This is a genomic window from Dactylosporangium sp. CA-233914, assembly GCF_050942935.1.
Lineage (GTDB): Bacteria > Actinomycetota > Actinomycetes > Mycobacteriales > Micromonosporaceae > Dactylosporangium.
Genome location: NZ_CP192030.1, coordinates 5,601,602 through 5,617,345 on the forward strand (window position 1 = coordinate 5,601,602; position 15,744 = coordinate 5,617,345).

At 69.4% G+C, this 15,744-nt stretch carries 8 protein-coding genes; 4 read left to right on the forward strand and 4 right to left on the reverse strand.

The genetic code is table 11. From position 1 onward, the window contains the following. Position 1 precedes the first annotated feature (1 nt). Positions 2–1,243: a hypothetical protein gene (locus ACQPY0_RS24775; RefSeq protein ID WP_432993142.1), complete on the reverse strand. Its 1,242-nt coding sequence runs from the start codon at positions 1,241–1,243 to the stop codon at positions 2–4. Between the two features lie 284 nt (positions 1,244–1,527). Here ACQPY0_RS24775 and ACQPY0_RS24780 point away from each other — a divergent pair, with 284 nt between their 5' ends. Then, a complete protein-coding gene (locus tag ACQPY0_RS24780; RefSeq protein ID WP_432993145.1) occupies positions 1,528–3,609 on the forward strand; it encodes an alkaline phosphatase family protein in 2,082 nt (693 codons plus the stop codon). A 6-nt stretch (positions 3,610–3,615) separates the two neighbouring features. Next, positions 3,616–6,438: an InlB B-repeat-containing protein gene (locus ACQPY0_RS24785; RefSeq protein ID WP_432993148.1), complete on the forward strand. Its 2,823-nt coding sequence runs from the start codon at positions 3,616–3,618 to the stop codon at positions 6,436–6,438. A gap of 226 nt (positions 6,439–6,664) precedes the next feature. On the opposite strand, the gene ACQPY0_RS24790 is transcribed toward ACQPY0_RS24785, so the two are convergent. The 3 genes from ACQPY0_RS24790 to ACQPY0_RS24800 are packed head-to-tail and all read right to left on the reverse strand — an operon-like array spanning position 6,665 to position 9,034. Next, the gene (locus ACQPY0_RS24790) at positions 6,665–7,567 is read right to left on the reverse strand and encodes a hypothetical protein (protein WP_432993151.1); all 903 of its coding nucleotides are present in this window, start codon (positions 7,565–7,567) and stop codon (positions 6,665–6,667) included. Continuing rightward, complete coding sequence (locus tag ACQPY0_RS24795; protein WP_432995380.1) at positions 7,567–7,881, reverse strand: PadR family transcriptional regulator; 315 nt, start codon at positions 7,879–7,881, stop codon at positions 7,567–7,569. The genes ACQPY0_RS24790 and ACQPY0_RS24795 overlap by 1 nt, the downstream gene beginning before the upstream one ends. Before the next feature lie 7 nt (positions 7,882–7,888). Then, on the reverse strand, positions 7,889–9,034 hold the full coding sequence (locus tag ACQPY0_RS24800; protein WP_432993154.1) for a hypothetical protein: 1,146 nt from the start codon (positions 9,032–9,034) through the stop codon (positions 7,889–7,891). A gap of 1,081 nt (positions 9,035–10,115) precedes the next feature. Between ACQPY0_RS24800 and ACQPY0_RS24805 the strand changes: the two genes are divergently transcribed. Together ACQPY0_RS24805 and ACQPY0_RS24810 are read left to right on the forward strand one after the other, a co-directional pair. Then, on the forward strand, positions 10,116–12,170 hold the full coding sequence (locus ACQPY0_RS24805) for a glycosyltransferase (RefSeq protein WP_432993157.1): 2,055 nt from the start codon (positions 10,116–10,118) through the stop codon (positions 12,168–12,170). 61 nt (positions 12,171–12,231) lie between these two features. Beyond that, entirely contained in the window at positions 12,232–15,729 is a 3,498-nt protein-coding gene (locus ACQPY0_RS24810; protein ID WP_432993160.1) for a PA14 domain-containing protein, read from the forward strand. Positions 15,730–15,744: the final 15 nt, after the last annotated feature.

Here is a 15,744-nt window from a genome sequence, read left to right on the forward strand (position 1 = left end):
ATCAGTGCGATTCGTTGGTGTCGTCCGGGCTGGGCTGTGGTTTGGGCATTCGCAGGTAGAGGTTGGTGAGTACCTTTCCGGCTTTGAGCCAGTCGAGCTCTTGCGCTTGCAGGGCGGCGATCGCTTCCTGCTCGCCGGCGAACTCGCGGTCGAGCTGGGCGCCCTGGAGTCCGGTCGCCCAGTTGCTGCCGTACACGCCGACGGCGAACTCGCCGCTGTACTTGCGCATGACGGAGCCGCGTTTGGGGTCTGACCAGATCGGAGCCCGCCGGAACGACCGCGGCAGCGAGGCGGCGAAGTCCTCGACCAGTCCGGCTGCTTCCTCAGCGGTCGGCGGGGAGAGCCAGACGGAGTAGTTCATTTCGGCCTGACCGCGCGACGGGTAGTAGGTGCCCTCCACGAGCAGCACGTGGCGGCCGTAACGCTGCGCCGCCCGGTAGTTGTGCTTGCCGGAGAAGGCCACTATCTGCTGGTCACATCCGGTCGCGTCGGCGACGAAGTCGACGTCGCTGGCGGGGTTCAGTGTGAACGGCACGGGGGACGCGGCGATGGACTGCCCGTCGAACACGACCACGCTGGCGCGAAACAGGTCGATGTACCAGACGCGGTTGGCGGCGCGCTGGGCGAACAGCCGAAAGGACGGGTGGCGCTGCGCGGTGACCCACGCGACCAGCTTGACCGCCTGCTCCGGCCAGTCGGCGGCCGGACCGCCCGCGGCGAGCAACTCGGCGGCGGCCCGGTCGAAACCGCCGCCGGCGAGCAGGTCCATGTCGCGAACGCAATCCGGACAGTCGTCGACGCCGCCCTCCATGAACGTGTAGAACCCACGGTGCTTGCGAAGCGCAAGCGCCCGGCTGGTCTTGCACCGGCGCCACCGCTCGTACCACGCGGCTGCCCGGACCCGGTCGTACTGACGCACCGCGGCCTCGACCCCGTGCCCGAGGATGCGTACGGCCAACTCCGGATCGGTCCCCTCCGCCCAGCGCTCGACCCACGAATCGGTGGCCTCCATGACCTCCCGATCGTTGCGCAGCTCCGTCCGCCGACCCGACCGATATGTCCCGGGCGTCTTGTGGATACCGGAGACGTACTCGCAAACGGTCCGCGTTCTCGGCTCAGACCCGGCCCGCAGCCGGGCCATCACCGATCCATGCAGCTGCGGCGTCCACACCTGGCCCAAACCGACCGGCGCGTCCGCGTCGTCGCCGAACAGCGCCTCGACATAGCGGTCCAGATCGCTCATCGGCCCCTCCCGACGCGACGCCCACGCCGGCTACCTCCGGGCGCGACAACAGCAGCGATGGTACGGCCGGGGAGCAAGGAAGGCATCGGCCGGCGAGCACAGGAAGCCGGCCGATCCGGGTCGGGTATGTGAGCGACTGAGGCTTTTCGGGTGATTGGTCCCGCGTCGGGGTGACATGGGGTGTGAACGAGCCGGTCCGACCGTGTTCAGCTGGTGTTTCGGTCCGATTGATTGCGTGAACGTCGCCAAGATCCCTTTCTGTCCGTCCAGAGGAGACCCCATCGATGGCCACCGGCGGAACCATCCCTTCACCTGAGCCTGCGCCAGGCGACAGCGCCGGGCACGTCACCGGCGTCACCCGGCGCCGTGTCCTGCAGGGCGCGGGCTTCGCCGCCGGCGCCCTGGCCCTCGGCGGGCTCGCCAGGCCGGCAAGCCGGGCATTCGCCGACACCTCGGACAAGTATGTCCTGCCCACGGGCTTCCACGGCGACATGTCCGACCTCAAGCACGTCGTGATCCTGATGCAGGAGAACCGGTCCTTCGACCACTACTTCGGCCAGTTCCCCGGCGTCCGCGGCTTCGGCGACAAGCAGGCGCTCACCTTCCAGGACGGCACGAACGTCTTCCAGCAGAAGGACAGCGCCGGGAAGATCGTCACGCCCAAGGTCGACGACGGTCCCTGGGGCAACGACCACGGGGCGTGGGGTGACGTCGAGCACCGCAAGTGGGACCTGTGGGTGCGGCACAACGGCGGCAGCTGCATGAACTACCACTCCGGCGGCTACATGAGCTTCTACCACTCGATGGCCGCGCAGTACACGATCTGCGACCAGAACTTCTGCTCCGAGTTCGGGCCGACCGACCCCAACCGCAAGTACCTGTGGAGTGGTACCGCCAACAGCGAGACCGGCAACACGGACGAGTCCAACTACAGCCGTCCGTGGATCACCGTGCCGGAGCAGCTCCAGGAGGTCGGTATCGACTGGCGCCTCTACTCGGACAACAGCGGCAACGGGCGGCAGGGCTACGTCAGCAGCTGGGTCGGCGACTACGGCGACAACGAGCTGAAGTACTTCAAGGGGTTCGACCCGAAGGGGCTCAGCCCCGACGACCCGAAGCTGCGGCCCGGCACCGGCCTGATCTGGCGCGGCAACTGCACGTACTACTCCGGCATGTCCTCGCCGAACGACGACTCCGAGCAGAACCTCGACGTCGTCCTGAAGGACTTCCATGACGCGTGTCAGCCGGGTGCGGAGTTCCCGCTGCCCGCGGTCTCCTGGATCGTGGCGCCGTACGGCTGGAGTGAGCACCCGGCCGCCGACACCCTGCACGGCGAGCGCTACGTCAAGCGGGTGATGGACATCCTGCAGGGCAACCCCGAGATCTGGAACCACACGCTCTTCATCCTCAACTACGACGAGAACGACGGGAAGTTCGACCACGTGCTGCCGCCGTGGCCTGAGGCGGGCACGGCGGGCGAGTACGCCGGCTCCTACCCGCTCGGCCTCGGTCCGCGCGTGCCGATGCTGCTCGTCTCGCCGTGGACCCGCGGCGGCTATGTCGCCTCGGAGGTCTTCGACCACGTCTCGTCGATCAAGTTCCTGGAGAAGTGGGCCGCCTACCTCGGCAAGCCCTTCACCTGCCCCAACATCACCGAGTGGCGGCGTTCGATCGCCGGCGACCTGACCAGCGCGCTCGACTTCGCACACCCGCAGGTCGGCCCGGTGACCTTCCCGAATCCGGCCGACGAGCAGCCGGTGTCGGTCCCGGCCGGCCGCATGAAGCCGCGGCCGCTCTCGTTCCACCCGCACGCCACGCTGTCCGAGGACCGGGTCACGGGCAAGGTCACCGCCACCATGACGCTGGCCGGCGGTCCCGGCGGCAAGGCCGTGAGCTTCCAGGCCTTCCCGGACAAGTACCGGGCGTTCTCCAGTACGCCGTTCACCGTCAGTGCGAGCGCGCCGCGCGAGTACACCTGGGACAGCTCGGCCACCGACGGCAAGTACGCGTTCTCGATCTACTGCAACGACGGATTCGTACGCTCCTTCGCCGGACAGCTCGTGCCCGCGGGACAGCAGGACCTCGGCATCCCGCGGGTCGACGTCGAGCTGAAGATGGCCGAGAACGGCCAGGAGGGCAAGGTCAAGGTCACGCTGCACAACGACGGCACCGAGCCGGTGCGCTACGAGCTGAGCGCGCACGACTACCTCGGCGGCACCCAGGTCGTTCACCTCGATGGCGGCAAGTCCAAGGTCGTCCCCTGGCCGACGAAGGACGGGTACTACGACCTCGTCATCACCGCTGACACCGGCACCGGCTGGACCCAGCGGTACGCCGGCCGCGTCGCGACGATCAGAAAGGGCTGAGTCCCGATGATCCGTATGCCTCGCACCCGCGTCGCCGCCGCGATGACGGCGCTGGTCGCGCTCCTCGTCACGCTTCTGGTCACGGCGTCGGCCGCGCCGGCCGCCACGGCACCCCTGAGCACCCCGACCACGACTGTGGCCGCCGGTGCCCCGATCACCTTCAGCTACTCCGCGCCCGCCGACCGGGTCTCGCCCACCAACTGGATCGGCTTCTACAAGCCCGGTCAGACGCCGGGCCAGGTCGGGTCGACGTACTGGGTCTACACGGCGACCAACAGCCAGACCGTGCCTGGTACGGCGATCGCCAGCGGCAGCCTCCAGTTCCCGGGCGTGGCTGCGGGAACCTACGAGGTCTACTTCCTCTACAACGACGGCTACACGGTCATCGGCTCGAAGATCACCATGACCGTGGTGAGCTCCCCGCTCGCCACGGCGCAGACGACCGCCGTGGTGGGTACGCCGGTATCCCTTTCCTACCAGGCGCCCGGCAATCAGCTGAGCACGAGCAACTGGGTCGGCTGGTACCGCGGCAAGACGTCCTGCGGCGCGGGATCGACGTACTGGCAGTACACCCAGACCGGTACGCACAACTACCCGCCGGCCGGTTCGTCACCCGTCGCCGGCGGCACGCTGACCTTCACCGGCATGACCGTCGGGTCGTACGCTGTCTGTCTGCTCTACAACGACGGGTACACGATCATCGGATCGCCCCTCATCATCAACATCGTCTACGCGACCAACACGGTGAGCGTGACGTCCTCCGGCCACGGCACCGCCTCGGCATCGTCCAGCGCGGTGACGCCGGGCGACAAGGTCACGCTGACCGCGACACCTGACAGCGGCTACAAGTTCGCCGGTTGGCACGCGACCAGCCCGAGCGACCTGACGATCGCGGCTGACGGCACCTTCACCATGCCGAACGCGGCGGTGGCCGTGGAGGCCAAGTTCGTTCCTGACTCGGCGACCGTGCACTTCGACGGCAACGGCGCCGACGGCGGGACGATGGCCGACCAGCCGGTCCAGTACGAGGTCGCCGCGCCGCTGCGGGCCAACGGCTACGCCCTGAGCGGCTCCGACTTCGCCGGCTGGGCCACCAGCCCCGCCGGGCCGGTCGTCTACGCCGACGGCGCTGACTTCACCGACCGCGTCCCGACCGATGGTGCGTCGATCACGCTGTACGCCCGCTGGCGCGCACACGGGCAGTACCTCGTGTCGATCGGTGACGCCGACCACGGAAGCGGTACGCCGTCGGTCCGCTCGGCCGCACCCGGTGACTCCGTCCAGCTCACGCCATCGGCCGCGACCGGCTACCACTTCAACGACTGGCAGGTGTCGACGCCGTCCGGCCTCACCGTCGACGCTGCGGGCCGCCTCACCATGCCGACGGCCGATGTCGTGGTCGTGCCGCGTTTCGCCGCCAACCTGTACAAGGTCGTCTTCGACGGCAACGGCGCTGAGGCCGGTACGACGGACGCCGGTACCTTCACCTACGACACCGAGGCCGCGCTGGCGCCCAACGGTTTCGTCCGGGACAACTACCGCTTCGCCGGCTGGAGCACGACTCGGACCGGAGCGGTCGTGTACGGCGACCTGGCATCGGTGAAGAACCTGACCACCGAGAACAGCGGAGTCGTCACGCTGTACGCCCAGTGGGTCAAGCTCTCGGTTCAGCCCGGCAACTGGCCGAGCCTGCCCAAGGGCTTCGTCACCGATACGTTCAAGGTTCCGGCGGTGCCCACCCTCGGGGCCGTCAGCCAGCCGCTGCTGGGCTTGTGGAACGGCGCGGCGCCGACCTCGTTCACCAAGGTCTCGGGTGATGCGTGGCTCGACGTGACCGCCGACGGCACCGTCACCGGAACCGCGCCGGACCGCAAGCAGAAGAATGCCGCGGAGATCACGGTCTCGGCCACGAGCGGCGGTACGACCTCGACGATCCTGGTCGAGGTGCCGGTCGCGGCCCCCAACACGTCGCCGGACTTCAAGGCGGCGACGTGGAACGCCTGGAACGCGGGCAGCAAGGTCACTGATGCGGTTGGCAAGAACCTCGCTGTCATCGCCGCTCGCGGTGTCGGAGTCATCGGCTTCCAGGACGGCGGCTATGCGATGGCGCAGTCCGTCAGCGCCGCCCTGGGATGGTCCGTGCACGGAATCGGCGATCTCGGCATCGTGTCGTCGTACCCGATGACGCCCGGTACGACGACAGTCTTCCCGACCGCGTCGGCTCCGGCTGCCGCGGAGACGGTCAGCGTCGGCGGCAAGCCGGTACGGATCTGGGACGTCCACCTCGACGAGTCGAACTACGGTCCGTACGGCACCTGCTTCGACGGCGCCGACGTCGCGTCCGTAGTCGCCAAGGAGACCTCGACGACCCGGTACGCCCAGGCGCAGGCGGTCGCCAAGGCCATGGCCGCCGACCTCCGGTCGGGTACGCCGCTCGTCCTGCTCGGCGACCTGGCGTCACCGTCCGGGACCGACTGGACCACCGCCACGTCGGCGTCCCACTGCAAGGCGGGTGCGGTCGACTGGCCGGTTCCGGCTGTGTTCCGCGCGGCGGGCCTGCTGGACTCCTACCGGACCGCGAACCCGGACCCGAGCGCCAAGCCCGGCATCACCTGGTCGCCGGTCGTCAACACCAACGCCAACGGGAAGCCGGAGCCGCAGGACCGGATCGACTACGTCGACTACACCGCCTCCGGCGGCCTGGAACTGATCTCCTCCGACACCCTCTACGTCGGCCGCCCGTCGGCGAGCGACCCGTCAGCCAACTCCTGGCCCAGCGACCACGCCGCAGTGGTAACCACCTTCCACCTCGCCACCAAATCCCATTAATCACCAACCCTCGAAGTGGGGGGCGTAGCCCGCGGGCACGCCCCCCACTCCACCCCCGGGCATGTCGTGTGTGGCTCAGCGGCTGCTGAGTTGGAGGCCGGCGGCGAGCGCTGTCAGGACTGCGATGCCGAGGACAATCAGGGTGAGGCGTACGGCGCGGCGTCGGCGCGGCGTCGGCGTGGTGCCGGCGTCGGCCGGCTTGCCGGGTCTGATGTGGTCATGGGGTTCACACCTCCTGTACCGGGTCGACGGCCGGTGTGCGGGTACGGCGTACCAGGTAGCCGGCGAGGGCGGCGGCGGCCCAGCCGACCATCGCGATGATCAGCGTGCCGACCGCGAGGTCGACGATGTTGTTGGTGAGGCGGTCGCTGACCGTGCCGCGGACGGTGAAGCCGCCGTCCTGATCGGGTGGTCCGCCGCCGCCGAGGACGGCGACCGCGACGGTGGCGTACAGCAGTCTCAGCAGCCCGGCGCTGAGAGCGGCCAGGCGGGCGACGCGGCGGCCCGCGGCCGGGTCACGCCGCCACAAGGTGCCGGCGGCGCCGATGACGGCGGGCACGGCGATCACGGTCACCCACTGCTGCCAGGGCTTCGGGATGAAGCTGACCTGGTCGACCGCGGTGAACCCGGACAGCCCCAGCCCGACCAGGGTCGCGAACCCGCCGCCCAGCAGGCCGGGCAGCGCGACACCGGGCCGGCGCAGCAGCGCGCTGGCACCGAGCAGGTACCCGACGCAGATGGTCCCGACGACCGCGAGCGCGATCCAGTCGCCGGCGCCGAGCCGGTAGTCGACGGTCAGGCCGGCGTGGAGGGCGAGGCTGGCCGCGGTGACCCCGATCATCGCCCAGAGGCCGGCGGCGGCTCGGCCCCATGGGGGCAGGGTCAGCGCGGCGCCGGTGCAGCCGAACGCGAAGCGCATCCGCCGCCATCGGCCGTCGAGGTGGGCGAGTTCGCCGAGCATGGCCTGGCCCCATTCGGCCCGCTGCGGGGACAGCAGGCTGACCGCCCAGCGCAGCAGTCGCAGCGGCGCGTCCTCGGTCGGGCCGTCCAGGAAGCGGCGGGGGTTGCGGCGGTACAGCGCGATCGCCACGGCGATCGGCGTCACCAGGAACACGATGAAGAACGGCATCACGCCTCACTCAAGCGGCGACGGGGGTGCGCGGCGCCACGGTCGCGGCGTGCGGCGGTCAGCGCGGCCACGAATTCGCGGCCGGCGCCGGTCAGGCGGTAGAGGTGCCGGGGCGGCCGGCTGCCGACGCTCGGCTCCCAGGACGTCTCCAGCAGGCCGCGGTCGGCCAGCCGGACGAGGATCGGGTAGAGCGAACCCGATTTGAGGTGTACCTCGGTGGCCAGGTCGTAGCCGTAGCGCCACCGGGCCGGGTCGGCGGCCAGCGCCAGGCCGCTCCGCGCGGCGTCGAAATCGGCGCGGCTGGCGTGCGCGATCGTCGGATTATGACGTGGCTTGGTGAGGCTCCCGCGTCTCCTCGGTCACGTCGACGAGGGTTTCGGTCCCGTCGTCCCAGCGCCAGGACACGTCACGCCCGCGCAGGTGCACCCCGCCGATCCACCGGTCGATGCCGTTGAGTGACACGTGGTCGGCCACACCGGCGAGCACCCGTACTCCGCTGTCGGTCAGGCGCAGACGGGTCCCGCGGTCGACCGGACGGTCCGCCGGCTCTGCGTCAAGCAGCGGGACCCGGGCGTGCGCCATGCGGTCCATCATCGCGAAGCACCAGCGGTCGCCGAGGTACGGACGTGTCTCCCGCGCTCCGGCGCGCACGAACGCCGTCGCGGCATCGGGCGCGCCGTCGGCGACAGCGGCCAAGATCCGCCGTTCGGTCAGCGACAACCCGTCGCGGGTGGCTGGATACTCGCGGCTGAGCCGGTCGAACGCCTCGCCCAGAAATCGCAGCTCACCGGAGCGGGTATCGGCGATGGTGCGCAGACCGTCCGGAGTTGGCGCCCGGAAGGCGGCCCAGGCCCGGGAGGCGAGTTTCAGCGCGGCGGGGGTCAGCCGGATACACGCATTCGTGCCGGGCAGTTCGCGTAATTGCGTTGCCGTCAGCTCGCCGAGACCACCGAAACGGGCGATACCCGCATGCTCGCCGATACAGATCAACGTGATGCGCTGCGCCGGCACGCCAAGGCCGGCGAGGCGGTCGAGGATCTGGATGATCTGAAGCTGGTCGTACAGATCCGCCTCGAACCACAGCACGTACTCACCGTCGGCACCGGCCGCCAGGACACGGTCCCGCTCGGCGAACATCCCGGTGCCCTCGGCTGCGTCGTCACAGCCGGCCTGACGGAGGAAGTCGGCTCTGATCCGGCCAAGCTCCTCAGCCCCCATCGCGGGCACCGGTCCTTCGTGCAGCACGTCGCGCCAGTACAGCACGCGCTCGGCGAGACCGGTCCCGGGCACATCCGTGGCGTCGCCGTTGCTCACGTGCAACGCCGCCGTTATCCAATCGTCGGCATGGACGGCGGCCGCCGTGCCGGGCCGTTCGGCGAGGAGCTGGCTGCGGGCGGTCGCATACGACTCGCCGGTCTTGGCCATCCGGGCGCGGACCCGTCGTTTGAAGTCAGCCTGCCTGGTCATCGTCATCTCCCGCGGCCCGTCCACGGATCCCCAGCGACCGGTATGGCGGGCGCGATCGACAACATTGGGCCCCGGCCGAGAGGTGGGCCTCCCTTTGCCTCCCGGGGCGACCCGGCTGGGGCGGGTCGGGCGGAGGTTGGGCGCGGACGGACGCCGGCGATGATCGTACCCGGCATCCCGGCGTACACCAACCGAAGTCGGGTCAGAGCACCGGCGTCATCGGCAGGCCCGTTGAGGCGAGATGAGGTTCCGGATGACCTTCGGCCCTTGCTTGCGGTGATGGCCGGCTCTCATCGGCCCCGTCCAGGCACCGGCCCACCTGCCGCCGGCCTCGAGCCATGCCACGGTCATCTGGGGTGTCACTCGTACGGAGCCCGCCCCCAACTGCCGGCGAAACGGTCGCCGCGGGCCGATCGCCTTCGCTGACAACAGGAATTGCGAACGAAACATCAGAGCCAGCTTTGTGATGTGGATCACAGTCCTGATGTTCTAGCGAACCGGGCACCCCCGCCAGGGCTACATATTGTTCATCGCGGCAGCCCTGGCTCAATTGCATGATTTGACCGAGCCGAGTTGATCAATTCGGGCTGCGGCTACCTTTCTGGGCAAGGCGAACAATCGTGAATCGGACATGGCCGGCGAATCTCTGGCGGGCCTTGACAACCGTTTCCGCTGAACGGCATCACGGGCTGCGGGTGTACTGCTGAAACGACCGCACGTCAGCAGAATCCTGCCCGGCCTCCACCAAATACTCGCGAACCTACCCCTCTTCGTCGCCCGGTTGGCGGCGATTCGCCATGCTGTGCCACTACCTCCGGAGATCGGTCTTGGCTGATATCAAAAACGTCAAGTCATTTGGCTGCAACGCGTGTGCGACCATCCTCGAAATCGACATCATGGTGCATTTCAATCTTGTAGCGATCCACCGGTTTCGTCCTGGTCGGCGGCTGGGCTGGTGAGCATGTCTGCACAGGTCGGGGCGCCGACGCCGGACACAATATCGAATGATCTGAACGATACGGTTGAGATTCCCGTACCCCGGCTGACCATCGTGATCCCGACCCGCAACGAGTCAGCCAACGTGGCGCCGATTGTCGGCCGGCTCGACGCGGCGCTGGGCGACGTGCCCGCGGAGTGCATCTTCGTCGACGACAGCGACGACGACACCCCGGACGCGGTCCGGGCCGCCGGCGCGGGCCGGGGCGACCGGGTCCGCCTCCTGCACCGCCCGGCCGGGCAGCGCGACGGCGGTCTGGGCGGGGCGGTGGTGGCCGGCATCGCCGCCGCCCGGGCGCCCTGGGTGATCGTGATGGACGGCGACCTGCAGCACCCGCCCGAGGCTGTGCCCGCGATCATCGAGGCCGCGGAGACGGGCGACGCGGATGCCGTGGTGGCCACCCGCTACCACGGCTCGGGCGATGCCGGCGGCCTCGGCGGCCCCGTCCGGCGCCTGGTGTCGCGGATGTCGGGCCATCTCGCCCGGCTGGCCTTCCCGCGCCGGCTGCGGCAGATCACCGACCCGATGAGCGGTTTCTTCGCCGTACGGCGGGCAGCGGTCGACCCGCAACTTCGTCCGGACGGATTCAAGATCCTGCTGGAGATCATCGTCCGCAGCCGGATCGAGCGGATCGTCGAGGTCCCGTACGACTTCCAGCCGCGGCTGGCCGGGGCGAGCAAGGCGTCCGTGCGTGAGGGCGTCCGCTTCGCCCGGCATCTGGCCGGGCTGCGTCTGCGGATGCCGACCCGTCCGTCGTCCCGGCTGGCGCGGATGGCGAGCTTCGCTGCGGCGGGAGCATCCGGCATGGTCGTGAATTCGGCGTTGCTGTGGTTGCTCGCCGCCTGGCTGGCGGTGCCGTACCTCGCGGCCGCGATCCTGTCCACGCAGGCCGCCGTCCTGTGGAACTTCGCCCTGATCGACCGTCTCGTGATGCCGGACGTCGAGCGGGGCTTCGCTCGCCGGCTCGGGCGCTTCTGGCTGCTCAACAACGCGCTGCTGCCGGTGCATCTCGCGGTGCTCGCGGTACTGGTGCAGGGCTTGCGCCTGCACTACCTGCCCGCCAACGTGGCGGCGATCGTCGTTGTCTTCGTCGTCCGGTACGTCGCCGTGAGCCGCTGGATCTACGGCGTGCGGAACCGGACGGGCGTCGAGGCCCTCGGGCGGCTGGTCGTCGCCGTGCGCCGGTCGGTGCGGACCCGGGTGGTGCTCGCGTGCCTGCTCACCGCGGCGGCGTTCCCGGCCACGGCGGCGCAGGTCTGGGCGGACCTGCGCAGCCGGGGGCCGGACGTGCCGCTGTTCGTTCCGCTGGCGGTGGCCGCTGCGCTGCTGGCGGGCCGGCTCAGGCCGCCCGCCGCGGAGCCGGACGTCCACGACCGCCAGGTGGACGGCCTGATCGCGACGGGTCTGCTGGTGTCGGCGGCGGCCCTGACCGGGCTCGCGCCGGACGGCGCGACCGCACCGACCTGGCTGCTCCTGGCCGCGGTCGCCTACCTCGCCGCCGCCGTCGTGCTGCTGCTGGGCACCCGGGCCGCCTTCCGGCTGCGCTCGGCGCTGTTGCTCCCGTTGGTGGCGGCCGGTACACCCACACCGGCGATGCAACACGCTGGGCACTGGGTGCTGGTCAACGGCGCGGCGCTGGTCAGCGCACCGTTCGCCGACCGGCTCGACGAGGCGTCGCTGTCCGTCCGGTACGCCGGGCAGCAGCTGGTCCTGCCCGCGTCGGCGACCCCGGCGGTCGCGTTGCTGAGCGCGGTGCTGAGCCTGCTGCTGGCCGGGCTGTGTTGCTTCGGCATGACCCGGCGCCTGCTGACCCGGGCGCTGGTCGCGGTGGCCGCGGTGATCGCCACGGCGATCATCGGCCTCGCCTGCGCACTGTTGGTCGGCCGGCTGTTCGGTCCGGACGCGTTCCGGGCGGTTACCGTCACGGGCGCGCTCGACGCGGTGCTGGCGGCCACGATCGCGGTCTTCGTGTGGCGGTGGTCGCGAACGGTCGCCACGCCGCAAGCCGGCAAACGCCACTACGTCCCCCGCGGGCGCCTGGCCGTGGCCGCGCTGGCGTTGATCGCGGTCGGCCTGGGCGGCTTCACGCTGCCGGCTTCCGCGCCACCGGTCGTCGGCTCCATCCTGGGCCGGCGCTGACCGGCGGCTTGTCGCCCGGGCGGGTGATGCGTGAATCATATTGATCAATGACCATGCATCTATGCGGAAAACTGTGAAGGCTCGAGCCCTTTTTGTCGTCGCGTGCATTGCGATGGGCTTCCTGCTCGTCGCGGCTCCAGCGAAGGCCGCTCCACCGACCGGCTTTCAGACCTCGCTGGTCGTCGGGTCAGGTCTGGACGGCCCGTCCGGTTTTGAGATCGCGCCGGACGGCCGGATCTTCATCCTTGAACGCACCGGAAAAATCAAAATCTTCAAGAACGGGCAGCTCCTGGCGCAGCCGTTCGCCGATCTTCCGTCTGAAGGCACGGGCGATCGGGGCCTGATCGGCATCGCCTTCGACCCGGATTTCGGGGTTTCCAACCACTATGTCTACTTCTATTACACGGGGCTGGACCTGCTGAACCATCTGGTGCGTTTCGACGCGTCCACGGACGTGGGTGCGGACGGGCCGTACACGATCTTCCAGACGCAGTCGCTCTCGCAGCACCTGCACGTGGGCGGCAGCATCCGGTTCGGGCCGGACGGCAAGCTGTACTTCGCGGTCGGTGACAACGGGTATTCGAGCAACGCCCAGGACCTGACCAACCCGCACGGCAAGATCCTGCGGATCAACAAGGACGGCTCGATTCCGGCCGACAATCCTTTCTACGGTCAGCCGGGCAAGTTCGACGCGATCTGGGCGTACGGGTTCCGCAACCCGTGGCGCTTCCAGTTCGACAGCGCCACCGGGCAGCTCTACGGCGGCGACGTGGGTGACTTCACCTGGGAGGAGGTCAACCACATCGTCAAGGGCGGCAACTACGGCTGGCCGTTGAAGGAGGGCATGTGCACCGCCAGCTGTGCTGGTTTCGTCGACCCGATCTACGCATACAACCATGACGGCGAGAGCGCCGCGGTGACCGGCGGCCCCATCTACCACGGCACCATGTTCCCGGCCGAGTACCAGGGCAACCTGTTCTTCGGCGACTACGCGAAGGGCTTCATCCGGCGGGCTGAGCTCGGCGGCGCCGGCAACGTGACCGCGGTGCACGACTTCGACACCACTGCCGGCAGCGTCGTCGACCTGAAGGAGGCCGCCGACGGCTCGCTGTACTACCTCACCTACTACCCGGGCGAGCTGCGGCGCATCACGTACAACACCGTCACGCACCTGCCGGTCGCCAACGCGGGCTCCGACGTCACCAAGGGGCTCCAGCCGCTGCAGGTGCACTTCTCCAGCGCGGGCAGCAGCGATCCGGACGGCGATCCGCTCACCTACCACTGGGACTTCGGCGACGGCACCACGAGCACCGAGGCCAACCCGATCAAGACGTACTCGAACATCGGCGTCTACACGGCCCAGCTGACCGTCTCCGACGGGCACGACCAGGTGCCGGCCCACCCGATCGTGATCCAGGTCGGCGTGCCGCCGAACGTGACGATCGCGGTACCGGCCGACGGCGCGCTGTACCGGGCCGGCGACTCCGTCACCTACAACGCGTTCGCGACCGACGCCGCCGGATTCGACCTCAACGACGCGGCGATCAAGACCGAGGTCCGGCTGCACCACCACACCCACTTCCACCCGTTCGTCGGGCCGCTGACGGGCCGGGCGGGGACGTTCACCATCCCGACGACCGGCGAAGCGTCGGCCGACACCTGGTACGAGATCATCGTCACGGCCACCGACACGAACGGACTGTCCACCAGCAAGTCGATCAACATCTATCCCCGCAAGTCGCACCTCACGCTGCGCACCGAGCCGGCCGGCCTGGGCCTGATGCTCGACGGCGTCCCGGTGGCGACACCGCTGAGCGTCGAGGGCGTGATCGGCTTCCAGCGTGAGCTGGCGGCACCGCCGGTCACGGTCGCCGCCGACGGCACCGTCTACCACTTCACCGGCTGGTCGGACGGCAAAGCCATCCGGCACACGATCACGACGCCGGAGACCGACACCACGTACACCGCGACGTACGCGCCTTCACCGTCGTTCACCGGCGCGTACTTCGACAACAAGAGCCTGTCCGGCACCCCGGTGCTCACCCGGCCGGACCCGCAGATCAACTTCGTGTGGGGCGAAAACGCGCCGGACCCCGCGGTACCCGCCGACGGCTTCTCGGTGCGCTGGACGAAGACCCAGTACTTCGCCGCGGGACGCTACCGCTTCACCTCGGTCAGCGACGACGGGGTGCGGCTCTACATCGACAACAAGCGCGTGATCGACCAGTGGCACGGCCAGTCGGGTACCGCCTACAACTACGTCGGCGACCTCGGCGCGGGTAACCACACCATCGTGCTGGAGTACTACGACGAGGGCGGCGCCGCGCTCGCGAAGCTCGACTGGGACACCACGACGGATCAGCCCGCCCAGTCGTTCCTCGCCCAGTACTGGAACACGCCCGGGGCAGGCTCCGCACCGGCGATGCCGACCGGCACGCCGACCGTGAGCCGGCAGGAGACGACGATCGACCACGACTGGGGCGCCGGCTCCCCGGCCGACGGCATCTCCGTGGATCACTTCGTCGCGCGCTGGACGGGCACCCTGATCTTCACCGCGGGCGAGTACGACTTCACCACCACCGCCGACGACGGCGTGCGGCTCAGCGTCGACGGCGTGCGGGTCATCGACAAATGGGTCGACCGGGGCGCGACGAGCGACACCGCGAACGTGCTGCTGGACAGCGGGCCGCACAACATCGTGATGGACTACTACGAAAACGGCGGCGACGCAGTGGCCCGGCTGACCTGGCTCAAGGTCGGCGACATCCCGCAGCCCTCCGCCTACACGGCCGAGTTCTGGAACACTCCGACGGCGACGGACTCACCACCGATCCCCACCCGCGCGCCCGACCTGACGCGCCAGGACACCTCCGTCAACTTCGACTGGGGCGGCGGCTCACCCGACCCGGTGATCGCCGCCGACCACTTCGTCGCGCGGTGGACCCGAACCGATGCCCTGCCCGCGGGCCTCTACCGCTTCAGCGGCGCCAGCGACGACGGCATCCGGGTGTACGTCGACAACGTGCCGGTGGTCGACATGTGGCAGAACCAGAACGCGACGTACAGCGTCGACAAGGTCCTGCTCGGCGGCAACCACACCATCCGGATCGAGTACTACGAGAACGGCGGTGGCGCCCTCGTCGGCTTCGACTACGAACGGATCGGCGACGTCATACCGCAGGACGGGTACACCGCCGAGTACTTCGACAACCCGACCCTCGCCGGCGTCCCCGCGGTGACCCGCCAGGACGAGAAGGTCGACTTCGACTGGGGCGATGGATCACCGGACCCGGCCATCCCGGCCGACCACTTCTCGGCCCGGTGGACCAGGACCGCACAGCTCGGCGCCGGGACGTACCGGTTCAGCGCGACCGGCGACGACGGCATCCGGGTCAAGCTCGACGGGAACGTGATCGTCGACGGATGGAGCGACCACTCGCCGACCACCTACACCGCCGACATCCCGATCGCGGCCGGCCAGCACACCATCACCGTCGAATACTACGAAAACGGCGGCGGCGCGCTGGCCCGCTTCAGCCAGACCCTCGTGCCGGCCTGATCCGGCGACCCGACC